Source organism: Ruminococcus sp. Marseille-P6503 (assembly GCF_900604945.1).
In the GTDB taxonomy this organism is placed as follows: domain Bacteria; phylum Bacillota; class Clostridia; order Oscillospirales; family Ruminococcaceae; genus FB2012.
On the sequence record NZ_UWPB01000002.1, the window covers coordinates 330,082 to 348,809 of the forward strand.

Sequence of the window (18,728 nt, forward strand, 5' to 3'; positions counted from 1 at the left end):
TATCACCTTTTATATTAATTTTCGCCGGTATACATATTTTTATATTCGTCTGAAAAATCTCTGCCCATATTCCGGCTGTGCTTGCTGACATAGGCTTCGGATATTTCTTCCGAAGAAACAGAATATCTCAGTAATATATCGTTAAAATACATCAGAACATCGCTCATTTCCTCGCAAAAAGCTTTTCGGACGGCTTTATCATTCATAATAGCCGAGCTTCCCTTTTTCTTGATTATTTCAATACTTTCCCCGATTTCTTCAATCATCCACAAAAAAAAGTCCTTGCCGTATTCTGCTTCCATAGGAGACCATTCATTCTTGTGCAGTTCAAAAAGCGCTCTCTGCATTTTCATCATATCTGATATTCTTAAATCATACATAGCCGTTTCTCTCCTTAAAGCTGCCTTTTGCCGCCCGCGAACACCGCCGAGGGACTTGACATAACCTCAAAAGGATTGCCCTCGAACATAACCAGATCGGCTCTTTTTCCAAGCTCGACAGAACCGCACAGATCGTCTATTCCTGCAATTTCGGCGGCGTTTATCGTTACGCTGTCCACCGCCTGCTGAAAGCTGAGTCCGTGCTTGATACAGATACCGACCGTCAGCGGAAGATACTGTATCGGAGTTTCCGAATGGTCGGTGCATACCGCGGTCTTAACTTTGCTTTGCGCTAAAATTCCGGCGTTTTCCGGCGTAATATTGGCAAGCTCCGGCTTGCAGGCGTCGCACATTACCGGACCTACTACAGCAAGAGCTTTTTCCTGCGCAAGCTCGTCCGCGATAAGATGACCGTCGGTGCAGTGAACAAGCACATAGTCAAGCCCGAATTCCTTTGCAAGCCTGACCGCGGTAAAAATATCGTCCGCCCTGTGGCAGTGAAAATGCGCTTTGACCTTGCGCTTGAGCAAAGGGATCAAAGCTTCTGATTTTATGTCAAGATCGGGCAGCTCGTCGCCGTTTTCCTCCGCCGCTTCCTTGTCCTCCATATATCGTTTAGCCTTTGCCAGCGTTTCTCTTATCATCGCCGAAACCGCCATTCGCGTACAGGGCGTTTCGTCGCGGTTCATATAGGTCATTTTCGGATTTTCGCCCAGAGCAAATTTCATTCCCACCGTCCGCAGCAGCATTTTGTCTACACGCTTTCCGACTGTGGAAACCGCCGCGATATCGCCCGCCACCGGATTCATTGATCCCGGCGAAACCACCGCAGAGGTTATTCCGGCTTTAACGGCTTCCGAAAAGCTTATATCAAACGGATTTATTCCGTCGCATATCCTCAGCTGAGGAGAAACCGGCTCGCTTTCCTCGTTAAAATCCTCGCTTTCCATGCCTACTCCGTTAGTCGTAAGCCCGAGATGGGTGTGAGCGTCGATAAAGCCCGGATAAAGGGTCTTTCCCTCTCCGTCAAGATCGCCGTCGGATATTTCGTTATATGCTCCTGCGCCGATATTTGTAATAACTCCGTTTTCAAAGCTTACATATCCCTTTTCTATTATATCCCTGTTTTTATTCTGGGTATATATCCTTACGTTGTATATTGTCATTTATACAGCTCCCTTAATGCACGGTCATATAGTTTTTTATCATATGTTACCCATTTAATGTTTTCTTTGTTTTCCGTAAATATAAGACACAGTCCAAACTGATAATTATAGTGCTCTTCCGGTGATAAAAATGCGTTTATTTTCTTTACGTCATCATCAGTATTTGAATTCCACCATGTCTTACATTCAATTACCAGCAAATTATCGTTATTAGTTCCTCGCTTATGTATAATTATATCAGGATAAACCCCGTTTAAATAACAGTTAATGCGTTTTACCTCCATAATATCCCTGTTATATTCGCAATCAAGGTTATATCCTGCGAAAGCCGGATCTTTACTTATTAAATTATCTAAATAATGCGCAAACTTATACATAATGCTTCTCTCACAGACCTGACAGCCTATAAGATAGCCGTCTTTTAAATACAGCTCTAAAGCAGCTTGTTTTATATAATCTTCCAGGATTTCCTGAGTTATCATGAGCCTTCACCTTCCTGCCTTTAAGCCATCGGCTTTATTTCAAAGCCTCATATATAATCTTTTTCATCTGCCTTGACGGATACGAGCCGAAACCGCCGCAGCGCTGGATCATATAGATAAGCGTTATCTTATCAATCGGATCGTTGCTGTAATACGTTCCGAGCCAGCCGTCCCAGCCGTATTCGCCGACGTTTCCTACGCCCTCGCACTCCGACGGGTCGGTAAGAACTCTGTTCAGGCAGCTGTAGCCGCAGCCCCTGCACTGATCCCAGTCGCAGGTTTTCCGCTGTCTGGGAGTGAGAGAATCGGTGCTCATGATTTTTACCGCGTTCTCGCTTAAAATACGCCTGCCGTCAGAAACTCCGCCGTGAATAAGCATTGAAGCGAATTTTGCATAATCGTCCGCGGTTGAAACAAGTCCCGCGCCGCCCGATTCAAAAGCAGGAGGCTCCTTGAAAAAACCTCGCAGACCAAGATGCTGCCACGGAATTCCCTCAAGACGGTTTTCGTTATCGTTCCAGAGATACATTTCCGAAAATCTGCCCAGCTTTTCCTTCGGCACATAAAAATCCGTATCAGGCATTCCAAGCGGCTCGAAAAGCTCTTTTTTAAGGAATTCACGGAAGCTCATTCCGCTCAGCTCCTCGATAAGCAAGCCCGCAACGTCCGCGCCTATGCCGTAAAGCCACTTTTCGCCAGGCTGAAACGCAAGGGGCGATTTTGCCGCGCGCTCCATAAGCTCACGGGTGGAAATTCTCGCGCCTGCCTCGGATTCCTCATAATATTTGTGATAAACCTCTTCCATTTTAATTCCTGCCGGATAAGCCATATCGGGATAAACCAGACCCGAGGTCATATTTACGACCTCGCCGATAGTTATTTCGCGCTTTGCGGGAACGATTTTTCCGTCCTCGTCAAGAACGGTGATATCCTTGAAAAACGGCAGATACTTTGAAAGACTGTCCTCAAAATCAAACATGCCTCTGTCGTGTAAGATCATCAGCGCCGCCGCTGTAACAGGTTTTGTCATTGAATATATCCTGAAGATAGTGTCGTCCTCAACGGGAATATTTCTTGCAATATCCGCCATTCCGCTGTTGTGACGGTATATCTCCTTTCCGTCCCGCAGGACCAGGACCGAGCCGCCCGCAACGTCGCCCCGCTCTACCTGACCGTCCAATACCCCGCCGATCTCGTCAAGCTTTTTAACGTTCATTATATTAATCCTCCAAGTGTAACTCAGTTAGTCGAGCCAAAGCCGCCCTCTCCCCGGACAGTATCGGAAAGCTCGCCGACTTCCTCCGTCTCCGGCGTAAAAATAGGCGTGATCACAAGCTGCGCCACACGTTCTCCCGGCGCGACGGTATAGTCCCTGTCGGAATGATTGCGCATAGCCACAAGTATCTCTCCTCTGTAGTCGGTATCCACTACCCCTACGCAGTTCGCGGGGGCAAGCCCGAACTTGGTCGCCAGCGACGATCTTGCAAAGATCAGCATAACGCACTTTTCCTCTCCGCGGATCTCGGCGCACAGCCCCGTAGGTATTTTAACAGTCTCTCCCGCCCTTACCTTAAGCGGCTCGTCAAGACAGGCAGACAGATCATAGCCCGCGCTTCCGTCGGTCGCCCTTTTGGGTACGACCGCGCTTTCTTTCAGTTTTTTTATCAACAGCTTCATATAATAACGCCTGCACAGACAGGCCTTCCTCCTTATCAGCAGTATCCTTACGCAAACCTTATCCGCTATTTAACAGCTCCAAAACCGCCGTATTACAGAACCCCTCTGTAATAAAGCCCTCTGGTCATATCGGCAATGCCGCAGCCTCGCCTGTTCTCAACGCTCTCGATGATCCTTTTCACTTCTCCGGGATTCTCGTCGTAAAAATCCAGCTGAACAAAAGCCGCGGTCTTAAACTCCTCAAGCCTGTCGCCCATATAAAGAATATCGGAATTAAGAATTTCGGTATACCCCTGCCTGCGGGAGCATTTGACGGGAAATACCCTGCCGGTTCTGTCCCTGACCGAGCCGGTGCAGCTTTTACAGCCCGACGCCTGACGTATGGGACAGTTTACCGTAAGCATAAGCGGAAGCCGTCCGTATCCTATTACTCCGAAAGGAAGCTGTCCGCTCAGCGCGTTTATCTGACCGATCTTAAGCTCAAAGGAAGCGGTACAGTCGGCAAGTCCCAGTCTTTTCAGCTCCGCAAGAGCCGCGGAGTTGGTAACATTCAGCCCGAAGCCTCCGTGCATCGTCATTCCAAGCTCCCTGCCCATTGAAATATGGGCATAGTTTGTGCAGACCAAATGCGAAACGCCGCGCTCCCTGAGAGCCTTAAGCCGAGTGAAATCCCTTTCCTCGTCAAAGGTAAAACGGGGCATTTCAGCCGCCAGCTTATCTGCCGGAAGCTTGACCGCCGACCCGCCGGACAAGCCTTTTTCCAAAGCGTCCGAAGAGCATATGACAAGCTCCGCCTTTTTTATATCCGCCGCGGAAAGCTGATTTAAATCGGTAACCGAAAGCCTCAGCTTGGGTTTGCTGATTTTTTTCGCTTTTATCATATCAGTTTCCGTCCGCGTAAATACAGGCTTTTTGGTGTGGTATTCATACCTTTTTCTGTCGAGTTCAGCGCACAGCTCCCTCCTGAGCGCGTTAAGCTGAGAAGCCGGACACATAAGCCCCCGGTCAACCTCCGCCTCCAGTCTGCCAAGCTCATAAACAGTATCCCCCAGCTTTGAAAGCTGCCTTTCAAGATAATCCCTGTCGGCAGACCGCTTCAGCGCCTCCTGAGGAACCTCTCCCCGCGCCTCGGCGGTTATTCCGTTTTCATCGCAGGCTGAGATATAAAGCCTTTCGTTTTTCTTCATGCGGACGAACATACTTACTGTGCTCCGCTTGTATTCCCTGCGGTAAAGCCTGTGAATAAAGGGCAGAACCTCCGCCGACGACAAAACGTCCTCCTTCTGCCTGATACCAAACATCTCAGGGCCGGTCTTGCGATTATAATATCCGTCGGTAAAGCCGCCTCTTGAAAAAACGTTTTCAAGCGTCTGCATATCGTAAGGCTCTCCGTCAAGCGCCTTTCTTACGCTGTCCACAGCGCAGGCGGTATATTCCGGCCGCTTCATTCTTCCCTCTATCTTGAAAGCTGCCGCGCCGCTCTGCGCAAGCTCCCTGATATGCCCGATATACGACATATCTTTAAGGGACAGATCGTACCTTCCGCTTCGGTTTTTCAGCGCCGAAACGGGAAGTCTGCACGCCTGGGCGCACAAGCCCCTGTTAGCGCTTCTCGAGCCGATTACCGCGCTCATGTAGCACTGACCCGAAACCGACATACAAAGCGCCCCGTGAACAAAAACCTCTATTTCAATCGGAAGCCCGCAAAGCTGTTTTATTATATCCGCCGGAAGCTCCCTTGAAACCACCGCCCTCGAAAAGCCCATTTCCTTTGCCAGAAGCACGCCCCTTTCGGTATGCAGCGTCATCTGCGTCGAGGCGTGTATTTCCATATCGGGGCAGCATTCCCTTACGATACGCACCAGCGCGAGATCCTGCGTAATAAGACCGTCTATTCCGATACGGCAGGCAAAGCTGACGGTATCCTTAAGCTGTTCAAGCTGATCGTCGGTTACCGCCGTATTTATCGCCTGATATACCCTTACCCCTCTTACATGACAGTCATAAACGGCTTTTTCAAGCTCCCTTCGGGAGAAGTTCACAGCGTTCTGCCTTGCCGAAAATCCCTCTCCACCCAGATACACGGCGTCGCAGCCGGTTCTGAGCGCGGCGTCCAGAGCCTCGGGGCTGCCGCAGGGCGCAAGGATCTCCGTCATTGCTTTTTGCCGTAATTATACGGATATTTATTTTCAAGCGCCTTGTTTATATCGTGAGAGATCATATCCTTAGCCGACAGCTTTTCGCCTTCCTCAGCAAAGGATTTCCGCAGCTTTACTTCCTTTTCAAGCTGGGCAACCCTCTCTCTGAGAGTCCTCAGTTCCTTCTGAGCCTCGTCGGCGGCGGTCCTTGCCTCGCCGGCGTCGTCAACATAGTCCTTGATCTGAGAGCGGATATTTTCAATACTCTGCCTTGCCTTTGTAAGCTCGTCGCAGCATTCAAGGCATATAAGGGCGGCGGCGTCCTGAAGCGAGAGAGTAGGCTTCGCCTTTATAAGCTCCGCCATTTTCCGGTTAAGCTCCGAAGCAAGCCTGTCGGTATACTCCTTTGTTTCATCCGTAAGCAGGCGAAACTCTCTGTTGAAGATTTTTACTGTAACTTCGTTTTTCATAGTGGAATCCGTTCCTTTCCGAAAAAATCAAATCGGTACTATTAAGTTTATTATACAACATTTTTCACATTTTGAAAAGGGCTTTAAATAAATTTAACTCTTATTTCGTCAATTTAACCTTATATTCAGTAACTTTTTATTGATTTCAACGAGCCCGAAAAAATATTTCTTAATATTGCGGCGTAATATTGAAAAAACTTACTCTCTATGCTATAATTAAAGCCAGAAGGCAGACCGTTTTTTCAAAGGTTAAAAGACAGGTGAGGTTTATGATCTTTAAACATATAATATCGGTTTCGGCGGCGATTATCCTTCTGGTTACAGCGGGAACGCAGGCATTATTGCCCGTAACCTCCGCGGCCTATCGGAACGTCGCGAACAGCGCCGCAAGCTTTTCAGCTTGGCAATTAACAGGAAATCCGCTGACGTCTGTAACGCCTGACGCCCCCGACTCTCCCTCGCTTATTTCCTTAAGCTCTACAGATAAGTCCGTAACTGTGAATTGGACCAAAGTAAAGGGAGCGACCGGCTACCGCGTTTACCGCTACGACTTCAAAACCGGCAGCTTTATCAGCCGAACGTCTATAAAAAACAATAATATATCTTCGTGGACCGATGAAAAGGTTTCCTCAGGAACAGCCTATAAATACAAGGTAAAAAGCTATGTCAAGATCGACGGAGTAAATTACTGGAGCGGATACTCCAACACTCTGTGTACTGCCGTAAAGCCCCAGAAGATAGCCATAACAAAAGCCAACCGTACCTATGACGCGGTAAGACTTTTCTGGGAGCCGGTAACCTGCAACGGCTATCAGATTTATATGTACAGTCCTGACACAAAAAAGTGGCAGTATGCCGCCACGGTAAAGGATCCGTCAGCTGACCAATACCGCGTTTCAGGACTTAAGCGGGGAACTAAGTACAAATTCAGAATTCGCGCGTATAAGTGTGACGCGGACAGAAAGAATTACTTCGGCTCATTCGGAAACAGCTTCAGCGTTACCACCAAGCCGGAGATCATAAAGAAAAACGGCATTACATATGTTGAAGGAATACTTATCGCTAATAAGACCTATGCGCTCCCGTCAAATTACAATCCGGATATGGACAGCTCCGCTTTAAACGCTTTTTATAAAATGCAGCGAGCGGCTCGGAACGACGGAATAAACCTATGGATATGCTCAGGTTTTCGTTCATATTCGTATCAGCAGTATCTTTATTCAAGCTACGCCGCCCGGGACGGAAAAGCCGCGGCGGACAGGTATTCGGCGAGAGCAGGGCACAGCGAGCATCAAACGGGATTGGCTATGGACGTAAACAACGCGAGCTCGTCCTTTGAGGGCACAAAGGAAGCGAAGTGGCTTGCCGCCAACTGCTCCGATTACGGCTTCATAATACGCTATCCTAAAAATAAAGAAAGCGTGACCGGCTACAAATACGAGCCTTGGCATATCCGTTATCTGGGCGTTAAAACTGCAACGGCAGTAGAAAAAAGCGGTAAGTGCCTTGAGGAATATCTGGGTATAACCTCAAAATACAAATAACGCTTTCACACATAAAAATAACGGGCGGATACAGATTTTACTGTATCCGCCCATTTTATTTCCACACGGGATCAGATTATCCTATAGTTGTAACGTCGCTTCCGAACCACTTGGTCGATATTTCGGCAAGCTTTCCGTCCGCCTTCATTTCCCCGAGAATTTCGCTGATTTTGTCGCACAGAGCCTTGTCGCCGAGTCTGAAGCCGATTGCGTAATCCTCCTCGTAAAGACCCTCGTCAAGGATCTTAAACGCTCTGCCCGAGTTGATCTCATAATCCGCAACTACCGAATCAAGGAACGCAGCGTCGCACATTCCAAGCTCCAGCTGATTGAGCGCTTCAACGTTGGTCGAAAGCTCCGTAACGGTAATATCCGCGGAAATATCCGCAGCCGCAAGGGTTTCCTGAGCGGTGGAGCCGTTCTGAACGGAAACCGTCTTTCCCTTAAGATCGTCAAGCGAGGCAATATCGCTTCCGCTGTTTACGACAAACACCATTTTATTTTTCATATAAGGCTCCGACATAAGCATGACCTTCTGTCTTTCCTCGCTTACCGAAAGACCGTTCCAGATACAGTCGATCGTTCCCGCGTCAAGATCCACCTCTTTGGTGTCCCAGTTTACTCCGTAGGTTTCCAGCGTAACGCCCAGACGGGAGCATACCTCGGACGCAACGTCAATATCGAAGCCTACTATCTGGTCGTTCTCGTCGGTATAGCCCATAGGCTTGAAGGTGGCGTCAAGACCAAGCACCAGCTTGCCGTTGTCAAGCACCTTCTGCAAGGACTGATCCTCTCCCGCCGCGTTTTGGCTGCCCGAGGCGGAAGCGCTGTCCGCGTTTGACGAATCGGAAGCTCCGCAGCCCGCCAGCATGAGAACCGCCGCGCATACTGCTGATAAAATACACTTTTTCATGAATATACATCCTTTCAGTTTTATCGCTTTAGAATAATAGTATAATATCACATCTGTCTCAAAAAGTAAAGAGCGGCGCCGAAAGTTTGTAGATTTGCTACAAAAAGCCTGCGTCCGCTATCTTCTTTATTCGCCAAACAGCCGACTCAAAGCAAATAAAAATAAGAAAATATGCCGTTTTTACTTGAATAATGCTTTTCGCTGTGTTATAATAATTTTAACACATAACACTCGGGAAAGGATTTTTCTTCATGATATTGAATACAGTCGCCGCAATGAGCGCGGGCTTTGTGCTCAATCTTATGTTCGGCGCTCCCCGGGGATTTCTCAACCCCGAAAATTTTGTTCCGGCATTTGCCCTTAAGCTTGAAAAAACACTCAGAAGATTCTATGAGGACTCTCCGGAGGCTTTGCGTATGGCAGGGGCGGTGCTTATTTTCTTCGTTCTGCTCATCTTCGCGGGAATCCCGCTTGCGCTGCTGATATTGGGATACATGTTTCTCCCCGTAGCGGGACTGATTCTGGACTGCTTTTTCTGCTGGCTCGCCTTTTCCTTCAGAGATACAAGAATCTTTCTGAGCCGTACTTTCAGAGCGGTGCGCTCGGGAAATTACAGCGCCGCCGCAAAAAGCCTTGAGGCTCTGACGGGAACAGACTGCAGCGGACTTGACGAGGACGAAATAATCAAAAAAGCCGTTGAATGCGCCGCCGACTGCTCGGCGGATAACGGAGCCGGCGCGTTGTTTTTCATGGCTCTTGCCGGCGGCTTCGGAGGAATGCTGTATCGCTGCGTAAGTATTCTGAACAGAACTATAGGAACCGATACCCCCGAATACGCCGATTTCGGCTCGCCCTCCCGCACTCTGTGGACGGCGCTTGATTTTATCCCCGCTTCGATCTGCGGACTTGTAATGAAGCTTGACGTGAGCTTTCTCAGGCTTGACAAGCTTAACTGCAAGCGTATCTTCAGGCGCGACAGAAAGAACCTTTCACGGGCAAACCTCGGTATCTGCCGGAGCGTAGTGGCAGGCGCTCTGGATATTCAGCTGACAAAAGAGGAATACTACAGAGGCGGCGGACTCAGGGCAAGATTTATCGGCGAACAGCTCAAGCCCTGTCAGCCTAACGACATCTACTGGGCAAATCAGCTGATGTACGGTTCAGTTTTCGGCTGCTTTTTGCTGTTTGCTCTTATCAGAACGGCTTTTCTCTTTATTCTCTAGAGAAAAGCCGCCATGCCACATAACTTACTGAAGGCGGTTTGATTTAATGGGAATGATACACTGCTGCTGCGGAGACGGAAAAGGCAAGACTACCTCCGCCGTCGGACTTGCGGTGCGCTTTGCCGGAGCAGGAGGAAAGGTATGCATAGTACAGTTCCTTAAAGGCTCCGAAAGCTGCGAAACCGCCGTACTGAACAGAATCGACGGCATTACGGTGCTACGCAATCAAAAGGACCTGGGCTTTGTCTTTCAGATGACAGACGCTCAGAAAGCCGAATGCAGAAAAATGCACGACGAAAATCTCAATAAAGCGCTGGAGCTGGTTTATTCAGGTCAGTGCGGCCTGCTTGTCCTGGACGAGCTTACCTATGCATACGATATGGAGCTTATAGACAGACAAGCGGTGCGCAGGCTTATTACCGACAAGCCCCAGGAGCTGGAGCTGGTCATAACCGGCAGAGATCCCGCTCCGCTGTTTACTGAAAATGCGGATTATATAAGCGAAATAAAATGCGTCAGGCACCCTTATGACAAAAACATTCCCGCCAGACGGGGAATAGAATACTAAAAAAGCTCCGATGCTTGATTTCATCGGAGCTTTTTTATGTTATTTACGATATTTTAAGCCATGCGCACGCCATATCCAGCGCTTCGTAAAGACTGGATTTCTCCGCTTTCTTTACTATCTGCTCATTTGGCGGCAGAGTAATGTCCGTCGCCATCTTTCTCAGCCTTACCTTGTTGGCAACGTCCAGCTCGCCCTGCTTTTCCGTTCCCAGGATCTCTATCATGACAACATAGTCGTCATACATATTTCCAAAATAAATCGTATTCCCTTTCCTTACCAGAGGAACGCCTTTGTAAGTGAAAAAAGTCTTTTTTGTCTCTGCCATTATATCTCCTCCTTACCGATGATAATATTTTTCTTTTGTCCGTTCTGTACTTGATCCGTACAGGCAGCTTTTTTACAATTACCGCCTTATTGCAGCCTATTCATGACCGAAAGACTCCGTAATTATTATAACATAATTTTTCCCTTTTGTGAAGCGCTTTTAAATATTTTTCTGTCAGCCGCGGCAATATTTATTATATTCCTGTACAACCGCAGAATCTGCCGAAAAAAGCGCTCTCAATATCCCGCGCGGCGGATTTTTTAATAAGTATCCACCACCGCTTCTCCGTTCTTGACGTTTTCCATGTTTTCAAGGAATCTGTCCGTCCACTTGCTCTGTATCCTGAACGACGGCCTGCCGTTGAGCGCTACGATACTGCGCCTTGAGCTGTCGGAGTAAAACTCCATCACATCATTGTAGCCGTCCTCGCAGCTTATCTCGATAGTCAGATAGCTTTCGCCCTGCGGCTCCTCAAAATATATCTCGCTGGTAGGGCAGGTGAGCAGATATTTGTATAGGTCCTGGAACAGGCTTACGTCTATGTCCTCGCCGTTCATCTTAACGGAGTTTATCGTGCTTTCCCCGTCGCTGTCAAGCTCATAGACGATCTCGCTGTCCTCGGCTGTTACCCTGACCTCGGAAACGTCCATGATATTGTTTGTGGTCATAAGAGAAGTAACCACGTCCCCGGGCATTACGGTCGCCCATGGCAGACTGTCGGCAGAAACCGTCCAAACGCAGTCGACGCCGTCTACGCCGGTAAGATAACAGTAATAGGACGCTATTTCCGCAGTCTGTTCGCCGTCGTCGTTTTCCTCATATATCGGGTCGCCGATTTTAAGATCATAGTTATAGCCGTCGCCCTTGAAGGTCACCTCCGCAAGAGGCTCGTCAAGCCCGTAGGTCTTAAAGTCCTCCTCGTCCGGGAATATTTTCACGGCGGATTCGGCGGAAAGCCCCCACATTCCGTGAGTGGTCGCTGAGGAAACCGAAACGTTAAGATACGAGAATATCGGCTCCGTCATTACCTGCGACGACACCATTCCTTCCTTGTCGTACGGGTCGTTTTCAAACACCATGTCATAATCAAGGTCCGATCTGCGGACGGTAAGAGTTCCGTAATCCGGCATATCGCTGTCGCCCGGATCCTCAATAAGCGACGTATCCACAAGATTTTCCTTCGGCTCGATAAAATACGACACCCTTGAGTTCAGTATCATATAAACGTCGCTTTCTCCCTTTTCGCAGAGATAGCGATAACGCGTTTTGGTAGATACGTCCCCTATGCAGAAGGTGCTCTGCGTATCGTCCGTAAAGGTAACGGTAAATTCTCCCGCGGGAGATTCAAGTCCGTATTTGCCGAGGTCGGACGAGTTTTCCTCTACGGTTTTGTACGCCTCCAGCTGAGCCACGTCCTCAGCCATGCCCGACTGGAGAGAGGACGACTGGTTGATTCCGTTAAGCTCCTCGATCGTCCAGGCGGTCTTTCCTGAAGCCGGCCGGCTCATTGTAAAGCCGCCGTACTCGTTTACCGCGGCTATGCTTTTGATATCGTCCGCGGTAGAATCTATCAGCAGAACCGAAGTGTCCTCTGAATTTTCATTCACAGTCTGCGACGAGCTGTCGGTATCCGATGACGAATCTCCGCCGGTAGCGTTGAGAAACGCCAACGTTCCTCCCAGACAGGCAATAATAACTCCGCAGACGATTATACCCTGAATTTTTCCGTTCATATTAGTAACCACGCTCCCGTTAGCGGCGAGCCTCTCCTTTCGCAGAGCTTTATCTGTTCTTTCTTCTCAGCCAGATGATAAGTCCGGTAATAAGCACAACGGCGGGAATAATAAGTATAAACGTCCATTTCAGAACACTCTTCTGCTTATCTGTAATATCGAAAACATTTCCTTCAATTACCTTAGGCTCGATATATATTCCGTCCGTCTTGTGGGTGATCCCGTTAAGCAGGCTTATTATATACTCTCTGTTCTGGAACTGCGAATAGCTGAGATAAACGTCCGAAAGCACGTCCACCGAGCCGAACGCGATAACGTTGCTGTAATTTGTTCCTCCGTCGGTAAGAAACAGCGCCTTTGACGCGACCGCCGCATAGATCTGCTGACCCTTTTCGATCGTTTCTCCTGTTTCCATATCTACGGTATAGCCGTTTACGGTAGACTGAACGTAAGCCTCTGTGGCTGTCTGTCCCTCCTCGTCAAACAGAAGCTCTATCGGACGCGAATAATAATTGAGAATAACCGGATCCGAAGAGGTCATATCCTGATTGAAATTCTCCGAGATCTCGTTGGTCACCGTCATCGCCGGAATCTGATAATAGTAGTCGCTGCTTGTTTCGCAGATAACTCCGTCGCCGATCCTGATTCCGTACTCGGCAAGAAATTCGTCAAGATTAGGCGTTTCTCCCTGAGAAGCGGACGCGAGGTAGAGCAGCTGTTTTCCCAGATTTCCGTTGTTGTCCAGAAAGCTGTCGATTTTTTCAATCTCATCGTCCAGATAATCGGTCTGAGGAGCGGGAACGACCGCGACCGTCGTGTCCTCCGGAATTTCCTCCTTGGTTATGTCAATAGTCTGAACGGTATATCCGTTAGCCTCCAGCAGCGTCTGGAAATAGGAAAGCTGAGAGCTTTCGTTTCTGCCCGTAAGCATGGTAACAGTTACCGGATTAGGATCGGTAACGGTCATAAACGCCGACAGAAAAGCCTGATCCGCGGTTGAAGCCTCAACGTAGCCGCCGTAATAGCCGAGGAAATTAAGCGCGCCGTACTGCTCCGCCATCGCCTCTACGGTGGTTCCGTATAAATCGCTCAGCTGCTGAACAAAATCGTCCTCGAAATCAACCAGATTGATAAGCGTTATTTTTCTCGTTCTTTTAACGTCCTCCGAGGGATTGGTTTCAACCACGATATCATACTGGGAAATAGAGTTTGCCTCATAATCCGCCATTATATCGGGATTGGAATCTATATCCACATATCTGTAGCTTATCCTGTCGTTGTACTGGGTATATTTTTTCATGACCTCCGCCGCCTGCTTGGTGTAGGTGCTGAGAGTGGTGAACTCGTCCTCGGTGGCAAATACCGTTATAAGCGTATCCACATCTATTCCCTTGACATATTCCTCAGATTCCTCGGAAATAGAATATACCTTGTCGCTGGTAAGGTCGATTGTAATGGGATACCTGTCAAAAAGCGCCGTCGCGACTATGTTGACCAGCACGACCACCGCTATGAACACAACGGTAAGCGCGGTAGACATCAGTCCGTGCTTAATCTGTTTCCCTTCCGTTTTTTTCTTAGGCTTCTTTTTCTTCGGCTCTTCCTTCTCCTGCTTTCCGTGAGCTTCCTTTTCATCGGAAACAACGTCCTTCAGAAAATCTCCTACGGGAGCGGATACGGTTTCCTCTGAAAGCTTTTCGTTTTCAGGCATTTTATTTTCGCTCATACTGTACCCCTCCTTATGACCAGCGGCGTTTCTCAAGCACCCTGACCGAAAGGAACAGGAATACCGCAGCCGCGCTTATGAAAAACAGAACGTTTGACAGGTCGAAAAGCCCGTAAGTAAAGCCGTAGTATCTTTCCCAGAAAGAAAGCTTTGAAAATACGTCCGGAAGCCTGTCTCCGGCATAGGTAAACAGCCCGAGGATCAGCGCCGCCGCAGCGGTTATAATGATCGTATTGGCTTTTCTTCCGGCAATAAAGTAAATTACCGCGCCTGCCGCGGCGATAACAAGAGCTACGATAACGGCTCTTGCCGCGTTTGAAAAATCAGGCATGATATTCTCAACAAAATCAATGGGGATAACGTCGCCTATCGTCGTGAAAAGATAAAGCGCCACCATAACTATAAAGCTTATTACCGCCGAAACCACCTGATTCTCCGTAAAGGACGAGCAGAACATTCCTACCGCGATAAACGCCGCTCCAAGCAGAGCAAGTCCGGTTACGTTGCCCAGAATTACCGTCCAGTCGGGCGCGGCGTAAGCCGAAACCACAACCGCGTAAACTATCGTAATTGCAACGCCCAGTATGTAGATGAGAAAAGCCGCGAGAAATTTTCCCAGCACGATCCCCCAAAGGCTTACCGGAGCGGTAAGCAGGCACTGGTCGGTCTTGTTCTTCTTTTCCTCGGACAGCGTTCTCATAGTAAGTATGGGAATAAGCACGATAAGTATTATCATAAGCTCGCCGAACACTCCGTCAAGCTGAGTGGTTCCGTAATTAAGCGAAACGCTTGCAAAGCTTACCGCGGAGCAGGCGTAAAACGCGGCGAGAAAAATATATCCTATAGGCGAGGTAAAATACGAAAGCGCCTCGCGTCTGAAAATTGCTCCCATCAGTCTAAACCTCCGTCAGAATTTTTCCCAAGCGCCGGTACCGCCTCGCCCATCGTAAGCTTGAGGAATATGTCCTCAAGAGAAAGCTCGGAAGATCTCAGCTCAAGAATATACCAGTTTCTCTCGGCTATCCTTCTGAACAGCTCCCGCCGTATATCTACGCCCTCCTTGGCCTCGATACGGTAATCCCATACCGCGTCGGAATGCTCCAGCCCCGCCTCGCAGGAAACCACGCCGCTTATGCCCTTTATCAGCTTTACAACATCGTTTTTCGGACCCTCTATCCTTACCGACAGCTTATGATCGGCGGAAAGCTTCCTTGAAAGATTGTCCTCCGTGTCGTCCGCGACTATCTTTCCCTCGTTGATTACAATGATCTTATCGCATACCGCCTGAACCTCCGACAGTATATGCGAGGAAAGGATCACCGTATGGTTCTTTCCCAGCTTTTTGATAAGCGTCCTTATCTCGATTATCTGCTTGGGGTCAAGTCCTACCGTAGGCTCGTCCAGAATAAGCACGTTTGGATTTCCTACCAGAGCCTGTGCAAGACCTACTCTCTGCTTATAACCCTTGGACAGGTTCTTTATGATTCTGTTATAAACGTGTTCTATCTTGACAAGACTGCATATGTCCTTTAAATGCGAGTTCCTCGGAAGCTTGCATTTCTTTAGGTCGTATATGAAATTCAGATATTCCTTGACCGTCATATCAAGATAAAGCGGCGGCTGCTCCGGCAGATAGCCGATCTTTGATTTCGCCTTTATCGGATTTTCAAGAATATCTATTCCGTCGATAAGCGCCTTTCCGTCGGTGCTGGAGATATATCCCGTAAGAATATTCATGGTCGTGGATTTTCCCGCGCCGTTCGGCCCCAGAAAACCCAGTATCTCGCCGTCCTCCGCCCTAAAGGAAATGCCGTCTACGGCTTTTTTGTCGCCGTAGCGCTTTGACAGATTCCGCACTTCAATCATTAAATTTTCCTCCCTCTTAAGGATACTTTACGCAATAAGCCTGTTTTATTGTATCAGCGCTGTGTGACAGCGGAGTGATAAAATCAGGAAAGCTTTTGGATTCCCCTTTTAACTCTCTCCACGGAATCCGCCTTTCCGATAAGCGCGCATATTTCAATTCCTCCGCCGGGAGTAAACGCCTTTCCGGAAACCGCTACCCTTAACGGCCAAAGTACGAGCCCGTTTTTAACGCCCATTTCGCCGATAAGCGCGAACAGCCTCTCATGCAGCGTTTCCTCGTTCCAGTCAGCCTCGCCGATGGACTCAAGCGCCGGCAGAACCGCCTTCAGCGATTCAAGGGAATTTTCCTCGTTGGTTTTCATTTTCTTATGACAGTAAAGGGAAGTGTCATACTCCGGCAGGCTGTCGATAAAATCAACGGTTTCGGGAATATCGGTAAATACCTCCGTTCTGTCCTGCAAAAGCGAGCATATCCTTGAAATATCAACATCTGTGCGCTTAACCGTCTGTCTGATGTAAGGCGTCGCGTACTCCTCAAATTTTTCAGGCGGCAGCTTCTTGATATATTTGGCGTTGATAGCCTTTAATTTAAGCGGATCGAAGATTGCGGGAGATTTTGAAAGCCCCCGTATATCAAATTCCTTTATAAGCTCCTCAAGCGAGAAAATCTCCTCCTCGCCCTTTGGCGCCCAGCCCAGCAGAGCGATGTAGTTCACAACCGCCTCTGTAAGGTAGCCCTTTGCAATAAGGTCCTCAAAGGAAGCGTCGCCGTCGCGCTTTGAAAGCTTGTGCTGCTTGTCCTTCATTATATGCTCTACATGGATATATACGGGAACCTCCCAGCCGAAAGCCCTGTAAAGCAGCTCGTATTTAGGAGCGGAGGCAAGATACTCGTTTCCTCTGACAACATGAGTAATCCCCATCAGATGATCGTCCACAACGTTTGCAAAATTATAGGTCGGCATACCGTCGGTCTTAATAAGGATCTGATCGTCAAGGGTAGAGCAGGGAACCGTTATATCCCCGTAAAGCTCGTCATGAAAGGTAACCTCTCCGTCAAGAGGCACCTTCTGTCTTATAACATAAGGCGTTCCGGCGTCAAGCTTTTCCTTTACCTCCTCAGGGGAAAGATTGCGGCAGTGGCGGTCGTACATGGGCATTATTCCGCTTGCCTCCTGTATCGCCTTTACCTCCTCAAGACGCTCCTTGTCGCAGAAGCAGTAATATGCCTCGCCCTTTTCAACCAGCTCCTCGGCGTATTTCTTGAACATTCCCATTCTCTCCGACTGGATATACGGTCCGACCGGACCTCCTATATCGGGACCCTCGTCCCAGTTGAGCCCGCACTTTCTGAGCGTTGAATAAATTATCTCGGTAGCGCCCTCTACATATCTCTCCCTGTCGGTATCCTCTATACGCAGGATAAAGTCGCCGCCGTTCTGCTTGGCTATAAGGTAAGTAAACAGCGCCGTCCTCAGATTTCCGATATGCATATATCCCGTCGGGGACGGTGCGAATCTGGTTCTTACTTTCTTCATTTCAATCTGTCCTTTCGTATCCGTTATCTGAAAAATACTTCTTTGTAAACTCCGTATTCCTTCCTATCTCCGCCTTTAATTCCTCAAAGGAAGCAAATTTCCTTTCGGGGCGGACGAATTCATATAGCCTCAGCTCAAGCTCCCTGCCGTACAGATCTCCCTCGTAGCCTATTATAAAGGTTTCCGCGAGAGGCTCGGTTTCAACATTAACGCTGGGCTTTACGCCTATGTTCGCAACGCCGTTATACCATTTCCCGTCAATAAGCACCCTTGAGCAGTATACTCCAAACTTAGGCAGAACAAGTCCCTTTGGTATCTTCTGGTTTATAGTAGGAAAGCTCCAGGTTCTTCCCAGCTCACTGCCGTGCTCTACGGGCAGAGTATAGCCGTATCTGTATCCAAGCATTTCGTTTGCCCTTGCAATGTCCCCCTGCCTTATAAGCCTGCGTATTTCGGTGGAGCTGATCACTCCGCCGTTGTACCTGAGCTGCTCTGTTACCTTAACCTCTATACCGTAGGTTTTTCCCAGCCGGATCAGATCCTCGGCCTTTCCCGCCGCCCCCGAACCGAAGGTGTAGTCGGTTCCGCATACGGCGCATACGCAGTGCAGCTTTCCTTTCAGCACGTCCCTCACAAAAGCCTCCGGCGTCATCTGCCGGTAATCCCCGAATACAGGCGAAAACAGATAATCCGCCCCCAGCCTTTCAAAATGCCGCCGCTTTTCCTCGTCTGTCAGCAGCATTTCTATCCTGCCGTCATGACCCTTTGAAGTAACGCTGTCCGTCTGAAAGGTAAATACCGCAGACTTTATGCCTCTGCGCCGAGCCTCTGCCGCGGCGCCTTCAATTATCAGACGGTGTCCCCTGTGGACTCCGTCAAAAAGCCCCAGAGCGCAGACGGTTTCCTGTCCGCAAACGCCGTTATCAGTTATGCAGATCAAAATATCCCTCCGCTTTTGCTTTTTTTCAATAAGGGGTAC

The 18,728-nt window shown here is 48.7% G+C and carries 18 protein-coding genes; 3 read left to right on the forward strand and 15 right to left on the reverse strand.

Annotation, left to right across the window (positions count from 1 at the left end; all coding sequences use genetic code 11):
* Nucleotides 1-14 precede the first annotated feature (14 nt).
* The 7 genes from EIH25_RS07565 to EIH25_RS07595 all read right to left on the reverse strand — a co-directional run bounded on the left by EIH25_RS07565 (nucleotide 15) and on the right by EIH25_RS07595 (nucleotide 6,313).
* Nucleotides 15-380 (reverse strand): hypothetical protein, encoded by a 366-nt coding sequence (locus tag EIH25_RS07565; protein WP_124100279.1) that lies wholly within the window; start codon nucleotides 378-380, stop codon nucleotides 15-17.
* A gap of 14 nt (nucleotides 381-394) precedes the next feature.
* On the reverse strand, nucleotides 395-1,546 hold the full coding sequence (locus EIH25_RS07570) for an amidohydrolase (RefSeq protein ID WP_124100281.1): 1,152 nt from the start codon (nucleotides 1,544-1,546) through the stop codon (nucleotides 395-397).
* Entirely contained in the window at nucleotides 1,543-2,028 is a 486-nt protein-coding gene (locus EIH25_RS07575) for a hypothetical protein (protein WP_124100283.1), read from the reverse strand. Before EIH25_RS07575 ends, EIH25_RS07570 begins: the two co-directional genes overlap by 4 nt.
* A gap of 34 nt (nucleotides 2,029-2,062) precedes the next feature.
* The gene (locus EIH25_RS07580) at nucleotides 2,063-3,244 is read right to left on the reverse strand and encodes a serine hydrolase domain-containing protein (protein WP_124100285.1); all 1,182 of its coding nucleotides are present in this window, start codon (nucleotides 3,242-3,244) and stop codon (nucleotides 2,063-2,065) included.
* A 23-nt stretch (nucleotides 3,245-3,267) separates the two neighbouring features.
* Complete coding sequence (gene dut, locus EIH25_RS07585) at nucleotides 3,268-3,705, reverse strand: dUTP diphosphatase (RefSeq protein ID WP_124100287.1); 438 nt, start codon at nucleotides 3,703-3,705, stop codon at nucleotides 3,268-3,270.
* A 92-nt stretch (nucleotides 3,706-3,797) separates the two neighbouring features.
* Complete coding sequence (locus EIH25_RS07590) at nucleotides 3,798-5,861, reverse strand: U32 family peptidase (protein WP_124100289.1); 2,064 nt, start codon at nucleotides 5,859-5,861, stop codon at nucleotides 3,798-3,800.
* Nucleotides 5,858-6,313 (reverse strand): cell division protein ZapA, encoded by a 456-nt coding sequence (locus EIH25_RS07595; protein WP_124100291.1) that lies wholly within the window; start codon nucleotides 6,311-6,313, stop codon nucleotides 5,858-5,860. Before EIH25_RS07595 ends, EIH25_RS07590 begins: the two co-directional genes overlap by 4 nt.
* 269 nt (nucleotides 6,314-6,582) lie before the next feature.
* On the opposite strand from EIH25_RS07595, the gene EIH25_RS07600 reads away from it, so the two are divergent.
* Nucleotides 6,583-7,857, forward strand: a complete 1,275-nt coding sequence (locus tag EIH25_RS07600; protein WP_124100293.1) for a D-alanyl-D-alanine carboxypeptidase family protein — start codon at nucleotides 6,583-6,585, stop codon at nucleotides 7,855-7,857.
* Between the two features lie 76 nt (nucleotides 7,858-7,933).
* Here the strand turns inward: EIH25_RS07600 and EIH25_RS07605 are convergent, their stop codons facing one another.
* On the reverse strand, nucleotides 7,934-8,770 hold the full coding sequence (locus EIH25_RS07605) for an amino acid ABC transporter substrate-binding protein (protein ID WP_124100295.1): 837 nt from the start codon (nucleotides 8,768-8,770) through the stop codon (nucleotides 7,934-7,936).
* Between the two features lie 251 nt (nucleotides 8,771-9,021).
* On the opposite strand from EIH25_RS07605, the gene EIH25_RS07610 reads away from it, so the two are divergent.
* Complete coding sequence (locus EIH25_RS07610) at nucleotides 9,022-9,993, forward strand: CobD/CbiB family cobalamin biosynthesis protein (RefSeq protein WP_124100297.1); 972 nt, start codon at nucleotides 9,022-9,024, stop codon at nucleotides 9,991-9,993.
* 46 nt (nucleotides 9,994-10,039) lie between these two features.
* A complete protein-coding gene (locus EIH25_RS07615; RefSeq protein WP_124100300.1) occupies nucleotides 10,040-10,561 on the forward strand; it encodes a cob(I)yrinic acid a,c-diamide adenosyltransferase in 522 nt (173 codons plus the stop codon).
* Between the two features lie 43 nt (nucleotides 10,562-10,604).
* Here EIH25_RS07615 and EIH25_RS07620 read toward each other — a convergent pair whose 3' ends face one another.
* From EIH25_RS07620 to ribF, 7 genes are all read right to left on the reverse strand, one after another.
* Nucleotides 10,605-10,886 carry a hypothetical protein gene (locus tag EIH25_RS07620; protein WP_124100302.1) on the reverse strand — a complete coding sequence of 94 codons (282 nt, stop codon included), beginning with the start codon at nucleotides 10,884-10,886 and terminating at the stop codon, nucleotides 10,605-10,607.
* 260 nt (nucleotides 10,887-11,146) lie between these two features.
* Nucleotides 11,147-12,619, reverse strand: coding sequence for a DUF4340 domain-containing protein (locus tag EIH25_RS07625; protein WP_124100304.1), 1,473 nt, complete (start codon nucleotides 12,617-12,619; stop codon nucleotides 11,147-11,149).
* 49 nt (nucleotides 12,620-12,668) lie between these two features.
* Nucleotides 12,669-14,345, reverse strand: a complete 1,677-nt coding sequence (locus EIH25_RS07630) for a GldG family protein (protein ID WP_243113115.1) — start codon at nucleotides 14,343-14,345, stop codon at nucleotides 12,669-12,671.
* 13 nt (nucleotides 14,346-14,358) lie between these two features.
* Nucleotides 14,359-15,237, reverse strand: a complete 879-nt coding sequence (locus tag EIH25_RS12615; RefSeq protein WP_243113116.1) for an ABC transporter permease — start codon at nucleotides 15,235-15,237, stop codon at nucleotides 14,359-14,361.
* Complete coding sequence (locus EIH25_RS07645) at nucleotides 15,237-16,211, reverse strand: ATP-binding cassette domain-containing protein (RefSeq protein WP_124100305.1); 975 nt, start codon at nucleotides 16,209-16,211, stop codon at nucleotides 15,237-15,239. Before EIH25_RS07645 ends, EIH25_RS12615 begins: the two co-directional genes overlap by 1 nt.
* Before the next feature lie 83 nt (nucleotides 16,212-16,294).
* Complete coding sequence (gltX, locus tag EIH25_RS07650) at nucleotides 16,295-17,755, reverse strand: glutamate--tRNA ligase (protein WP_164489239.1); 1,461 nt, start codon at nucleotides 17,753-17,755, stop codon at nucleotides 16,295-16,297.
* Complete coding sequence (gene ribF / locus EIH25_RS07655; RefSeq protein WP_243113117.1) at nucleotides 17,751-18,689, reverse strand: riboflavin biosynthesis protein RibF; 939 nt, start codon at nucleotides 18,687-18,689, stop codon at nucleotides 17,751-17,753. Before ribF ends, gltX begins: the two co-directional genes overlap by 5 nt.
* Nucleotides 18,690-18,728 lie beyond the last annotated feature (39 nt).

Coding starts and splice junctions, on each gene's coding strand:
- EIH25_RS07580 (WP_124100285.1), bottom strand. CDS start 3,244: ATGAACGTTAAAAAGCTTGACGAGATCGGCGGGGTATTGGACGGTCAG.
- EIH25_RS07630 (WP_243113115.1), bottom strand. CDS start 14,345: ATGAGCGAAAATAAAATGCCTGAAAACGAAAAGCTTTCAGAGGAAACC.
- EIH25_RS07565 (WP_124100279.1), bottom strand. CDS start 380: ATGTATGATTTAAGAATATCAGATATGATGAAAATGCAGAGAGCGCTT.
- EIH25_RS07605 (WP_124100295.1), bottom strand. CDS start 8,770: ATGAAAAAGTGTATTTTATCAGCAGTATGCGCGGCGGTTCTCATGCTG.
- EIH25_RS07615 (WP_124100300.1), top strand. CDS start 10,040: ATGGGAATGATACACTGCTGCTGCGGAGACGGAAAAGGCAAGACTACC.
- dut (WP_124100287.1), bottom strand. CDS start 3,705: ATGAAGCTGTTGATAAAAAAACTGAAAGAAAGCGCGGTCGTACCCAAA.
- EIH25_RS07575 (WP_124100283.1), bottom strand. CDS start 2,028: ATGATAACTCAGGAAATCCTGGAAGATTATATAAAACAAGCTGCTTTA.
- EIH25_RS07620 (WP_124100302.1), bottom strand. CDS start 10,886: ATGGCAGAGACAAAAAAGACTTTTTTCACTTACAAAGGCGTTCCTCTG.
- EIH25_RS07595 (WP_124100291.1), bottom strand. CDS start 6,313: ATGAAAAACGAAGTTACAGTAAAAATCTTCAACAGAGAGTTTCGCCTG.
- EIH25_RS07625 (WP_124100304.1), bottom strand. CDS start 12,619: ATGAACGGAAAAATTCAGGGTATAATCGTCTGCGGAGTTATTATTGCC.
- EIH25_RS07645 (WP_124100305.1), bottom strand. CDS start 16,211: ATGATTGAAGTGCGGAATCTGTCAAAGCGCTACGGCGACAAAAAAGCC.
- EIH25_RS07590 (WP_124100289.1), bottom strand. CDS start 5,861: ATGACGGAGATCCTTGCGCCCTGCGGCAGCCCCGAGGCTCTGGACGCC.
- EIH25_RS07570 (WP_124100281.1), bottom strand. CDS start 1,546: ATGACAATATACAACGTAAGGATATATACCCAGAATAAAAACAGGGAT.
- EIH25_RS12615 (WP_243113116.1), bottom strand. CDS start 15,237: ATGGGAGCAATTTTCAGACGCGAGGCGCTTTCGTATTTTACCTCGCCT.
- EIH25_RS07600 (WP_124100293.1), top strand. CDS start 6,583: ATGATCTTTAAACATATAATATCGGTTTCGGCGGCGATTATCCTTCTG.
- EIH25_RS07610 (WP_124100297.1), top strand. CDS start 9,022: ATGATATTGAATACAGTCGCCGCAATGAGCGCGGGCTTTGTGCTCAAT.